The following is a 12,411-nucleotide window of genomic DNA, read 5'->3' as shown; positions in this document are numbered from 1 at the left end:
GCTGTATAGTGATCGCTAACCTTATTGTAACAGATGGTGTCATTAATCTCTAGAGTCAGCGATTCCCTCTGTAGCCATGTTTTTCATGGTTTTCTGCCTGGAAACAAGCTATAATGGTCGAAGGGTCAAATTTGAAAAATTTTGCCTCAAACCCTGTCTGCGTAAGGATTTCAGGAGTTTGTATCCAGTAGTTTATTAGTATTACATTGCTTTAACTCAGGCTCTGTAAGACTTTGAGCCATAGCTAGTATATTTATACGGGGGAAGTTCAGCTATATAAAAAAAGGAGTGAAAAAAATCACTCCTACTGATAATCAAAAGAAAAACAGGCTTAAACCTAGAGAGCGTTGGCTCCCGCTACTACTTCTAGCAATTCTTGGGTAATAGCGGCTTGACGCGCCTTGTTGTAGGTACGGCTTAAAGTCCCGATTAACTCGCTGGCGTTCTCGCTGGCGTTGCTCATCGCCGTCATCCGGGCTGCTAATTCACTCGCTGCCGATTCCTGAAGAGCGCGCAGTAATTGGTTATTTAAGTACAAAGGTAGGAGAGAATCGAGGATTTGGACGGGATTCTGCTCAAAAATCATGTCTTGGGGAAAAACCTGCGCCGGTTGGCTGGCCATTTTTTCCCGTTGTACCTTAAATTTTCCTTCTTTAGTCACCAAACGGAAAATCTCGTCATCCTGTACCGCTAAACCTTGGGTAGTTAAAGGTAACAGGGTTTGAATCACCGGAGTGGCACTGATCAGGGAGATAAAACGAGTATAAATTAACTCGACGCGATCAACAGTTTCCGATAAAAATAAGGAAAGTAATTCATCCCCAATAGTGCCAGCTTCATCGGCAGTGGGAATCTGTTCGAGGTTGATAAATTTAGCGGCAATGGGAGCATTCCGGCGCTCGAAATATTGTGCCGCTTTCCGGCCGGCAACCACTAATTGATACTTAATCCCTTGCTCTTTTAATTCATTCATCCGTTGTTCGGCACGACGGATGACGTTAGTATTATAACCGCCACAAAGACCTCGATCGCCTGTCACTACCAACAGAGCCACGGTTTTTACTTCCCGTTGGGCCAGCAGGGGTAAATTAACATCACTAAAGGCTAAACGACCTTGGAGATTATAAAGGACCTGAGCGAGGGCATCGGCAAAAGGACGGGTACAGAGAACTTGTTCTTGGGCGCGGCGCACTTTTGCAGCCGCCACCAGACGCATGGCCTCGGTAATTTTTTTGGTATTTTTGACCGATTGAATTTGGTCGCGAATCGCTTTGAGATTAGGCATAATTCAGTTATCAGTTATCAGTTATCAGTCATCAGTCATCAGTCATCAGTCGGGGTTTAGGAGGGAATGGAGAGGTGGGGAAACAGGGAAATGGGGAGATAGAGAAATTTCAACTCATACCCCAAAACCCCAAAACCTCAACACCCCATCCCCCAAAACCTAACCCCCATTACCAACATTCATTTACTGATTACCGAGATTATTTAAAAGCCTGTTTGTACTCGTTGATGCCATCTTTGAGCAGGCCTTCCGCTTCGTCGTTGAGTTGTTTTTCAGTGCTGACGATCTCAACGTAGCGAGGTTTGCTGGTTTTCAGGTATTCCCGTAAACCGGTGCAGAAATCGATAACTTTATCGGTGGCGATATCGTCGAGATAACCGTTTAAACCGGCATAAACCACCGCGACCTGTTCCCAAACGGCGAGGGGGAAGTTTTGGGGCTGTTTGAGGATTTGACGCAGACGTTGACCGCGAGCGAGTTGTGCTTGGGTGGCCGCATCAAGGTCAGAAGCGAATTGAGCAAAAGCTTCTAATTCGTCAAACTGGGCTAATTCGAGTTTTAATTTACCGGCAACTTTCTTCATCGCTTTAGTTTGGGCCGCCGAACCCACGCGGGATACGGAAATACCAGCGTTAATAGCGGGACGGAAACCAGCGTTAAAGAGGTCGGTGGAGAGGAAGATCTGACCGTCAGTAATCGAAATTACATTGGTGGGAATGTAGGCAGAAACGTCACCGGCTTGGGTTTCGATAATCGGCAGGGCGGTCATGCTACCACCACCGAGGGCATCGCTGAGTTTAGCGGCGCGCTCTAGTAAACGGGAGTGGAGATAGAAAACGTCGCCGGGGTAAGCTTCCCGACCGGGAGGACGACGCATGAGCAGGGATAGCTGACGATAAGCTTGAGCCTGTTTGGTGAGGTCATCGTAGATAACTAGGGTCGCTTTGCCTTTATACATGAAGTATTCGGCGATCGAAGCTCCGGTATAGGGGGCGATATACTGGAGGGTGGCGGGGTCGTTAGCGTTAGCGGCCACCACCACGGTGTAATCCATGGCGCCTCTTTGGGTGAGGGTGTCGATTACTTGGGCGACGGTGGAGGCTTTTTGACCGATGGCGACATAGACACAGATCACGTCTTCGCTTTTCTGGTTAATGATCGTGTCAATGGCGATCGCTGTTTTACCAGTTTTTCTGTCACCGATAATTAACTCCCGTTGACCACGACCGACGGGAATCATGGCATCGATGGCGGTAATGCCGGTTTGCATCGGTTCACAGACGGATTTGCGAGCGACAATACCGGGGGCGGGGGATTCCACCAGACGGGTTTCGCTGGCGAGGATGTCCCCTTTACCGTCGATGGGACGACCGAGAGCATCAACCACGCGGCCGACTAAGGCTTCACCCACGGGAACCTGAGCGATTTTACCAGTAGCTTTCACCGTACCGCCTTCTTTAATCCCGAAACCGTCACCCATTAACACTGCACCGACGTTATCTTCTTCGAGGTTAAGGGCGATGCCGACGGTTCCATCTTCAAATTCTAATAGTTCTCCCGACATGGCTTGTTGTAGGCCGTAGATGCGGGCAGTACCGTCACCCACTTGCAGGACGGTTCCCACGTTGGAGACCTGTACTTCTTGGTTATAGGATTCGATCTGTTGACGAATAATCGTGCTAATTTCGTCGGGTCTGATAGCTACCATAGTTTAATCTGGGAAAAAGTAAAAAATTAGAAGGTGAAAAAACGGCAAAAAAGAGAGATTAGATGACCTTAGCGCAGGGAGAGGCTGAGGCGTTGTAGTTGACCGCGAATGCTGGCATCAAAGACTTGGGAACCGACTTTGATCACCACACCACCGATGAGGCTGCCATCAACTTTGGTTTTCAGTTCGACCACATTTGCCCCGGTCAGGGTTTTCACTTTGTCGATGACGATTTGTTTTTGGCTATCGTTCAATTCGGTGGCCGAGGAAACTTCCGCTAAAACGGTGTTAGTCAGCACTCTAGCCAGGGTGAGATATTGTTGACAAACGGGTTCTAAAAATTGAATCCGACGTTTATCGACTAATAACATCATGAAGTTAGTTAAATAGGGATTGGCACTGCTCCCCATTACTTGGGAAAGAACGGCTTTTTTAGCTTCTTCTTTGATGACGGGATTGCCAATAAAAGCTCTTAGATCGGGAGCATTTTCCAACAATTCTAAGAGGGATTTAATTTCGCCGCCGATCGCTTCTAATTGTCCGCTGCTTTGGGCGACGGAAAGTAATGCTTGGGCGTAGGGTTCGGCGATTTCTGAACTGATTAAACTTCCCTGCATCTATTTACCTCCTAGGTTCGCCAAACTGCGATCAATTAGGGTTTGTTGTACCGATTCTTCCAGGCCGGTGCTTAACTGGGATTCCACATTAGCTAAGGCTAAAGCGGTAATTCTTTGGCGTAATTCTACTAAAACGCGATCCTGTTCCGCCGAGAGATCTTTAGCGGCACTTTCGCGCATTCTTTGAATATCGAGTTCGGCTTGGGCGGCGATGTCGGCGGTGACAGCTTTAGCTCTAGATCGAGAGTTATCGATAATTTTTTCCGCCTCTTGTTTTGCTAGGGCGAGTTTTTTCTGTTCTTCGGCGAGGGCGGTAGCGGCAATATTTTTCCGGTCTTCAGCTTCGGCTAAAGCTTCCGCAATCTTCGACTGACGTTCTCCGAGGATTTGTCCGAGAACTTTGCGGCCGTAGAAGATGACTAAACCGAGCAGAATTGAGAGGTTAAATAGGTTAGTTCCTAAGATATCGGTGTTGATGCCGAATCCCTCTGCTGCCGCTTCCTTCGCCTCCGTGGCTAATAATAAAATTGTGTCGATGATCATGATTATTGAGGGCGGGGAGTAGGTTATTCAGTTATCAGTTATCAGTTATCAGAGGTAAGTTATCAGTCTTCTAACTCCTGACGACTGAGTTCTATCTTTTTACTGATCACTGTTATTAACCAATGGCTGGGGTTTAGCGAACGAGTTCGGGGCCGAGGAGTTTTTCGAGAATTTGACGGGAAAGAGAGGCCACTTGTCCTTCTAGAGAACGAAAGGCTTCTTCTTTCTGTTGGGCAATTTCGGCGGCGACGGCTTCCTTACGGGCGATCGCTTCTTTTTGGGCTGCGGCAACTCGTTCGCTGGCTAGTTTTTGGGCCTCGGCTTGCGCTTGGGCGATAATCTCTTGGGATTGTTTACGAGCCGAACTTAATTGCAATTCGTACTCTTGTACCAGGGCTTCGGTTTTGGCTAGTTGTTCTTTGGCTCCGCTTTCTGTTTGCCGAATATACTCCGCCCGTTCATCTAAAACTTTACTGAGGGGTTTATAAAAAACGGCGTTCAGGATCACTGCCAAAAGAATAAATTGTAGTGCCATCACTGGCAGGGTGGCATCGAAATCAAACATTGATTTATTCCTGATAAATAGAAGCTATAGGCAGGTTCAAAAAAGGAAGACGATCCCCCTGCTTTAACAATAAACAGTCAGGGGGAATCAGCAAAATTCCCTTAACTAGCTATCAGCCTTCCGTCCCCAAAACCAGACTTTTTAGTTGGCTCCTTTGGCGTTTTTTGAGAGTTTTGAAAACTCTGCCGCCAAGCTGCGGACTGGGGGCTGATAGCCCACTGCTTTTTTAATTAGGCGAAGGGGTTAGCGAACAGTAAAACGAGAGCGATAACCAAGCCGTAGATGGTTAAGGATTCCATGAATGCCAAGCTGAGGAGAAGGGTACCACGAATTCTTCCTTCAGCTTCGGGTTGACGGGCGATACCGGAAACAGCTTCTCCAGAAGCGGTACCTTGACCAACGCCGGGGCCGATAGCGGCTAAACCAACGGCGAGGGCGGCGGCGATAACGGAAGCGGCAGCTACTGTGGGGTTCATGGTGATTTTTTCCTCTATTTACTAATCAATTTCAATCTGTTGTTTACAGAGCGCGTTCTCAGCCGTAAAAAATGGCTGGTTTTCTGCTCAAAACTCCCGAAAGAGTTTTTGGGAAAGAACGATCTGGGAATTCAGTTGCTCATCCTGAATTCGACCAATAATTTCTTAGTTATTATCCTATTATTTGGACACTTTTCCCTAAGAAATTTTTCTTTTTTCGTCCTTCGCTTTTAAGCGTGTTCTTCTTCGTGTTCCGATTCCAGTGCCTCATGGATATAGGCCCCGGCAAGGGTGGCGAAGACAAGGGCCTGAATAGCGCTGGTAAATAAACCGAGAGCCATCAGGGGGAGGGGTACGACTAGGGGGACAAGGAAGACTAATACGGCCACTACCAACTCGTCCGCGAGGATGTTTCCGAAAAGACGGAAACTGAGGGAGAGGGGTTTGGTAAAGTCTTCTAAAATTTTGATCGGTAATAGCACGGGAATCGGCTCTAGGTAGTGAGCGAAGTAACCGAGTCCTTTTTTACTGATGCCTGCGTAGAAGTAAGCGAGGGAAGTCAGTAGGGCTAACGCCACCGTGGTATTGATGTCGTTAGTGGGGGCGGCTAATTCTCCTTCGGGCAGTTCGATTAACTTCCAAGGAATCAAGGCCCCTAACCAGTTAGAAACGAAAATAAATAAAAATAGGGTGCCGATGAAGGGCAACCAGGGTCGATATTCCTTTTCTCCTAGCTGGTTTTTGGCTAAATCGCGCAGAAATTCCAGAACGTACTCCATGAGGTTTTGAATACCGCCAGGGACTTTCTGGATTTTGCGGGTAGCGGCGATCGAGGCGATGATTAAGATAGCGAAGACGATCCAGGAGACCGCGATCACTTGCCCGTGAATTTTTAGTCCGCCGATGTGCCAGTACCAGTGTTGTCCCACTTCCAGGGAAGCGAGGCTATAAAAATTAAGCACACTTAAACTGTCTAACATTTCTACCTTAGAGAGATTCGGGTTCGCAAATCAGGGTTATTTTTAACGGTCAAAGGGTTTAGGAATCGGCTTTCTGCTCCAGCTTGAAGATGGTTTGCAGGGTATAGACGATGATCGCCCCTTTATAGGTCAAAAACCCCAAAAAAACTGGCACTATGTGCAGTTCTTGCCAACGACTGGCGATGATGATTAATCCAGCGAATAGGGCTAATCCTTTTTTGCCTACCCGATTTTTCGTTACCCCCAATTTTTCCACTTCCCCGGCCAGGAGTTTTAGGTAAACAACTCCCACCATTGCCCCTAATAGGTAATTAAGGGCGGTATTGAGGGAATAAAACAAGCACACGGGAATAAAGATCAGACCGCTTAAGATCAGGGTGGTGATCAATAGGGTGTTTTGTAGTTGATAGTATTCCCGCATCGGATCTGACGGCGGGTTGGTTTCTGGGGTTGGGGGAGATGCGATCGATGGATCAGACAAGGTACACCTAAATCAGCGATAGACTAATCTCAATATCTAGATTGCTTTCCGAGCTATGACGCTCAGGTGAGCCACAAGACATATTATCACGGCAGTGGCAACAATTATTAAGCAATTGTAAATGGCCATGATTCCCCCCGCTCGCAGCCGTCAGCCGTCAGCTTTTTTCTCCCCCCTCCCCTGCTCCCTTCTTCCCACTTCCCCAACTCCGGCGCTCCCTCTTGCCTGTTCCCTAAAACCAGAGACTTCCTACCTCTGCTTGGGAAAAGGTAAGGGTCACTATTTTTGGCTCTTCTGGTTTCTGTGTGGAAACGGGGTCTATACTGATAGAATATCCGCAAAATAGTCCTAAAAGTCTTTACCAGTAAACATTTCACGATTCTATAAGCAAAAATTATCACACAAAGTCGAGAAGAACCCTATTATTTTTTTCTATCTTGATTTTTAAACTGAACATCTATAAGAAAAAAAGTTTTTGTGTGCTTCTCTCTGACAACAATCTCTAGGCAAAAAGCCCGAGATTTTTTTTAAAGCTGATAACTGATAACTGATCACTGATAAAAACTAACTGGGAACAATATTTAAGAAAGCATCGAAATCTTTTAATGCTTCTTGGAATTGAGTAGCAGCAAGACTAGCATCTTTTTCTTTGGCTGCCGCATCGATACGTTCAAAGTGAACGAAAAGATTTTTCGCTAACTGCTTGGCTTTTTCTTGGTCTTTGGGCAGTAAATTACGGGATAATCCTACCATTTCCTGACGCAATTGCCCCAAAGGACCGTGGATATAGGTGCGAGTATCTACCCAATTTTTGTCAGCGATGAGGTCTTGCAAAACGCTCATTTTTTGGCGAAACTCTGCGATAGGTTGGATGTAAACCTGTAACTGTTCGATTTTTTGGGGACTGTAAACGGTGGGGATAGTTGCTTGGGGACCACTGCAGCTAACCAGCAGCGTAGTAACTAGGACTAAAACTAGGGAAATAATCGAGCGAAGACGTGGCATTGGTTTATATGTACTATTTAACAAACTATTGACGTTCTCTCCCGATAACCAGTCAAGGTATCGGGACGATTTTTACTTTATCAGGTTGTGGGATTCCCAAATCAGATTTTACTCCCAACGACCTTGACAGTAACTCGGTGTCAATAACTAGAGCTTATCAAACTGTTTCATAAAAGCTCGATCGATCCGATCTTTCCATAACCATAATAACGGTGATTGCCATGCGAAACCGCCCCAAGATGCGATCGCTTGTTGGTCTCCCGTCCCAATTAAACTGAGATAATTTTTCTGGGGAAAATAGGGTTTTAGTGGCTGATTTTGCAGAATTCTTCCTAAATTATCAAACAGGGGTTTTCCTTGTCGGACGGCAAAAACTCCTGCTTTCGGACGGGGATAATCTGGAATCGTGGCAATATCTCCCACGGCAAAAATATGGGGATGGGAAAGAGATTGCAGATAATTATTCACTAAAATAAACCCTTTTTCATCTGTCAGTAATCCTGACGCTTTAATCCAACTAGGGGCCGAGGCAGTCGTTACCCAAATTGTATAATCCATGGGTAAAACTAAACCCGATGAACAGATAATCCGATCTGCTTGCACTGCCGTCACATCCGTTGATAAATATAATCTAATTCCCCTTTGTTTAAAAATATTCTCTAAACGTTGGCCGACCCAATTATTATGGTTCGGTAGTAGTTTTTTTCCTCGATGAATTAGAGATAAATTCAAATTACTGCTAGAGTTGAGAATTTTGGCCAAACGGGACTGCATATTTAAAGCTAATTCGACCCCGCCCGCGCCACCACCAACAATGACGATATTTAGAGTATTATTAGGGTTATTAACCGCTTTTTTCAGGATTTCTTGCCATCCTTCCCGAAAAATCGGCACCGGTTTGGCGGGAATAGTGTACTCTTTAGCACCGATAACATTATCTACTGCCGGGATGCTGCCGATATCGATCGAGAGATAATCAAAGGGAATCTGTAAAGAATTATTACAAATTACTTGACATTTTTCCGTATCTATGGAATTAGCCTTGTCTAAACAGAATTGCGCTTGAGAATACCTAGCTAGAGAAGGTAAATCGATATGAGTCTCAGCAAAATCATAAAAACCGGCGATGTGGCCGGGTAACATTCCCGAATAGGGGGTATGGGTGACATCGCTAATTAAAGTTAATTGAACGTTTTTGAGGGGTGATTGCCCCCAAAGACGAAGGGCGATCGCATGACTATGACCACCACCGATAAAAACCAAGCGCTTGACTAAATCCATAAAAAAACGGGATTGCTGCCAGAAAAGTTAAATTCTAATGAATATATCTTCTTACACAGAAATTCTGTTGCAAAATCGAGGGTAGATAGACAAAAACTCAAGACATCGGGGCCAGGAACTTTTAACCAATGACAGTCAATTGGGATTTTGATCTTTTCGGACTCGATATTCTTAAGCAAATTCTATCTATTATCTTCGCTTCCCAATAGAGAGAAGTCTATGCAAGAAGTTTATATCGTGGCCGCAGTCCGGACTCCAATTGGTCGTTTTGGTGGGGGATTGATGGGATTATCCCCGGCCGATTTAGGGGCAACAGTGATGAAATCCGCCCTAGAAATCGCTAATTTGCCCCCAGAAGCCCTAGATTTGTACATTTTCGGCAATGTTTTGGGAGCGGGTCATGGTCAGTTAATTCCCCGGCAAGCGGCGATTAAAGCGGGAATTCCCGTAAGCGTGGACGGATATCGGGTGGATATGGTTTGTTCTTCGGGAATGATTGCCGTTAGTAACGCTGCCACCTCAATCCGCGCCGGAGAAGCGGATCTCGTCCTCGCTGGTGGCATCGAATCCATGTCCCAAACCGGCTTTTTTCTCTCCCATCGGGCCCGGTGGGGTTATAAATTCCTCATGGGTGCGCCGGAACAATTAACCGACCTATTACTGCACGATGGCTTAACCGATGCTACCACGACTGAGGGCATGGGTTCCCAAGTGGATCGCCTCTGTCTCGATCGCGGGGTTTCTCGGCAAGCATTAGACGAAATTGCCGCCTTATCCCACCAAAGAGCGGCCACAGCCACAGAAAAAGGCTGGTTTAAGGGCGAAATCGTGCCAATTGAGCTTAAATCTAAGAAAGGTTCCACAATTATCGCTCAAGATGAGGGTATTCGTTCCGATAGTACCCCAGAAGGTTTAGGAAAACTGCGGCCGGCTTTTAATCCGTCGGGAGTTTTAACCGCGGGGAATAGTAGTCAGATTTCCGATGGGGCCGCCGCTATCCTTTTAGCCAGTCAAAAAGCTGTGGATCAGTACGGTTTAAAACCAATTGCCAAAATCCTTGGCGGTGCTGTGGGTGCTGGAAAAACCGATCGCTTCCCAGAGTTCCCCGTCCTCGCGGTGAAAAAATTACTGGCATCCCTAGATAAAACGATCGAAGATTTCGATTTAGTGGAAAATAACGAAGCTTTTGCCTTAAATAATCTGCTTTTTGAGATGGATCTGGGGTTAGCTAGGGAAAAACAAAACGTTCACGGTGGTGCGATCGCCTTGGGTCATCCTATCGGTGCTTCCGGAGCGCGGATTCTGGTGACGTTAATTAACGCGTTGAAAGTACAGGATAAAACCCTCGGTATGGGGGCCATCTGTCATGGGACCGGTGGCGGAACAGCGATCGCAATTGAAAGAGTTTAGGAGGAAAAAGCTATGGTATCTCTGGGACTAGAGGAGAAAGTTATCGTCGTTACCGGCGGAAATCGAGGCATTGGGGCGGCTATTGTCTCTCTTTTGATAGATTTGGGGGCCAAGGTGGCTTACACCGATTTAGTCACCGATAATCCCCAGGGTTTAGGCATTGTGGCCGACGTAACTAAGTTGGAATCTATGGAAGCGGCAGCTCAACAAATTGAAGCGGAATTGGGGCCAGTGTACGGCATCGTCGCTAACGCGGGGATTACCAGAGATAACTTTTTCCCTAAATTAACGCCGCTAGATTGGGATTTAGTGATTAATGTCAACCTAAAAGGGGTTAATCACACAATTAAGCCATTTATTGAGGGAATGTATGAACGACAAGCGGGATCGATCGTTTGTATTAGTTCTATTTCCGGTGATCGCGGTAATGCCGGCCAAACTAATTACGCGGCTACAAAAGCGGCAGTTATCGGTTTAGTCAAATCCCTAGCGCGAGAAGCTGCCCGTTATAATATTCGCGCCAATGCGATTGCGCCGGGGTTTATTAACACGGAAATGACTTTAGCGATTCCCGATAAAGTTCGCGATAAAATCACCGCCGAAATTCCCTGTCGTCGCTTCGGTGAACCCGCAGATATCGCCTGGGCAACTGCCTATTTACTCTCTCCTGTTGCCAGCAGTTATGTCTCTGGAGAAGTCCTCAGAGTTAATGGGGCCCATCACACCTAATCAGTTATCAGTTATCAGTTATCAGTTATCAGTTATCAGTTATCAGTTATCAGTTATCGGGTGTAGGGTGGGTTAGTAAACTAGCGAAATCAGCGTTAAAGGAAAAGGGCAAAAATAATGGATAAACCGACACAAGCTTGGAGCGAGATGGCCGCCGATTACGTCAATCTTTGGACGGAAACTGGGGCAAAAATGTGGTCAAGTTGGTTTGATATGATGGGGGCGATACCGACTCCTATGGGCAATATTAAACCAGAATTGCAAGAGGCAACCCAGCGCTATTTTGATAATCGGGATTTATTGATCAAATTCCTAAAATTATCGATGGAAGCTTGGGAAAGTATCTTCCCAAAAATGCAAACAGGAGAAGACTGGCAAACAATTTTAGATAATTATACCCAACAGATGCGCGGTCAACTGAATAGTTTTACTACTACCACTTCCCAAAGTAGTCAAGATGTCAGTCAACTATGGACAATTTACCTGCAACAATTACAAAGTCTCAATCATTTATGGTTCGATCCTTTCGTCCTGTCAAATGACACAATAACCAAAGCTTGGTTAGGTAATACTTCTTCCTTGATCGAACTCAATAATATCTATTGGCAGAAGTTTTATGATGAAACTTTTGGCCAATGGTTACAGATGCCTTTATTGGGATTGCCGCGAGAATTTAACCGCAAATTACTCGATAGTTTTGAAACTTGGCGCATTCTTTATCAGGCTAGTATTAACTATCAAATTGTGCTGGCTGATATTCAAGTTAAATCCTTTGAAGCTTTAACTAAAAAATTAGTTTTCCTAGCAGAAAAAGGTCAACCTGTCAAGAATTGGCGAGAATTTCAAGATGTGTGGAGTGTCGTCGCCGATGATATTTTTGAAAAGGCTTTTTGTCAACCAGAAAACCTAAAAGTACGGGGAAAATTTATTAATTCCCTCAATGATTATCGCCTCAAACAGCAGGATTTAATGGAAATTTACCTGCGATCAATGAATCTGCCTACCCGCAGCGAAGTCGATGAAATTCATCGGACTATCTATGAATTACGCAAAGAGGTAAAAAGTCTCAAAAAAACTTTAGGAGAAAAAAAAGCAGTAGAAAGTAACAATTAGTTAATTGTGCTTGACAATCAGTTATCAGTTATCAGTTATCAGTTATCAGTTATCGGATTGCAGTTTTCAGTATATAGTGTTAGGTGAAAACTTCGGAACTTTCTTTTCACTGATTACTGTTTACTGTTCACTGCTCACTGAAAAATCCCCACTTCCCTAGGAGAATTAAATTATGTGGCCATTTTTGACGCAAGTGAAACTGGAAGATTTTACCCAAG

At 45.5% G+C, this 12,411-nt stretch carries 13 protein-coding genes; 3 read left to right on the top strand and 10 right to left on the bottom strand.

The window, feature by feature from the left end; genetic code table 11:
• Positions 1-337: 337 nt before the first annotated feature.
• The 10 genes from PX636_RS18100 to PX636_RS18055 all read right to left on the bottom strand — a co-directional run bounded on the left by PX636_RS18100 (position 338) and on the right by PX636_RS18055 (position 8,941).
• Positions 338-1,285, bottom strand: coding sequence for a F0F1 ATP synthase subunit gamma (locus PX636_RS18100; RefSeq protein WP_002763363.1), 948 nt, complete (start codon positions 1,283-1,285; stop codon positions 338-340).
• A gap of 199 nt (positions 1,286-1,484) precedes the next feature.
• The gene (atpA, locus tag PX636_RS18095; protein ID WP_002763364.1) at positions 1,485-2,993 is read right to left on the bottom strand and encodes a F0F1 ATP synthase subunit alpha; all 1,509 of its coding nucleotides are present in this window, start codon (positions 2,991-2,993) and stop codon (positions 1,485-1,487) included.
• 68 nt (positions 2,994-3,061) lie between these two features.
• Positions 3,062-3,610 (bottom strand): ATP synthase F1 subunit delta, encoded by a 549-nt coding sequence (gene atpH / locus PX636_RS18090; protein ID WP_002763366.1) that lies wholly within the window; start codon positions 3,608-3,610, stop codon positions 3,062-3,064.
• Entirely contained in the window at positions 3,611-4,153 is a 543-nt protein-coding gene (locus PX636_RS18085) for a F0F1 ATP synthase subunit B (RefSeq protein ID WP_288118162.1), read from the bottom strand.
• 133 nt (positions 4,154-4,286) lie between these two features.
• On the bottom strand, positions 4,287-4,718 hold the full coding sequence (locus tag PX636_RS18080) for a F0F1 ATP synthase subunit B' (RefSeq protein WP_002795845.1): 432 nt from the start codon (positions 4,716-4,718) through the stop codon (positions 4,287-4,289).
• A gap of 230 nt (positions 4,719-4,948) precedes the next feature.
• Positions 4,949-5,194, bottom strand: a complete 246-nt coding sequence (gene atpE / locus PX636_RS18075; RefSeq protein WP_002740068.1) for an ATP synthase F0 subunit C — start codon at positions 5,192-5,194, stop codon at positions 4,949-4,951.
• A gap of 230 nt (positions 5,195-5,424) precedes the next feature.
• Complete coding sequence (gene atpB, locus PX636_RS18070) at positions 5,425-6,174, bottom strand: F0F1 ATP synthase subunit A (RefSeq protein ID WP_147068794.1); 750 nt, start codon at positions 6,172-6,174, stop codon at positions 5,425-5,427.
• A 58-nt stretch (positions 6,175-6,232) separates the two neighbouring features.
• A complete protein-coding gene (locus PX636_RS18065; protein ID WP_002789747.1) occupies positions 6,233-6,595 on the bottom strand; it encodes an ATP synthase subunit I in 363 nt (120 codons plus the stop codon).
• A 624-nt stretch (positions 6,596-7,219) separates the two neighbouring features.
• Entirely contained in the window at positions 7,220-7,660 is a 441-nt protein-coding gene (gene psbQ, locus PX636_RS18060; RefSeq protein ID WP_061432325.1) for a photosystem II protein PsbQ, read from the bottom strand.
• 147 nt (positions 7,661-7,807) lie between these two features.
• Positions 7,808-8,941 (bottom strand): FAD-dependent oxidoreductase, encoded by a 1,134-nt coding sequence (locus PX636_RS18055; protein ID WP_288118160.1) that lies wholly within the window; start codon positions 8,939-8,941, stop codon positions 7,808-7,810.
• 219 nt (positions 8,942-9,160) lie between these two features.
• On the opposite strand from PX636_RS18055, the gene phaA reads away from it, so the two are divergent.
• The 3 genes from phaA (at position 9,161) to phaE (ending at position 12,193) form a co-directional block, all read left to right on the top strand.
• Entirely contained in the window at positions 9,161-10,351 is a 1,191-nt protein-coding gene (gene phaA, locus PX636_RS18050; protein ID WP_288118158.1) for an acetyl-CoA acetyltransferase PhaA, read from the top strand.
• Between the two features lie 12 nt (positions 10,352-10,363).
• Positions 10,364-11,080, top strand: a complete 717-nt coding sequence (phaB, locus tag PX636_RS18045) for an acetoacetyl-CoA reductase PhaB (protein ID WP_002744478.1) — start codon at positions 10,364-10,366, stop codon at positions 11,078-11,080.
• Positions 11,081-11,197: 117 nt separating this feature from the next.
• Positions 11,198-12,193, top strand: coding sequence for a class III poly(R)-hydroxyalkanoic acid synthase subunit PhaE (phaE, locus tag PX636_RS18040; RefSeq protein ID WP_061432330.1), 996 nt, complete (start codon positions 11,198-11,200; stop codon positions 12,191-12,193).
• Positions 12,194-12,411 lie beyond the last annotated feature (218 nt).

The organism is Microcystis sp. M53598_WE2, from assembly GCF_030067735.1.
Taxonomy (GTDB): domain Bacteria; phylum Cyanobacteriota; class Cyanobacteriia; order Cyanobacteriales; family Microcystaceae; genus Microcystis; species Microcystis aeruginosa.
Note: the sequence above shows the minus strand (reverse complement) of the source record. Positions and strands in the feature narration are given on the sequence as shown.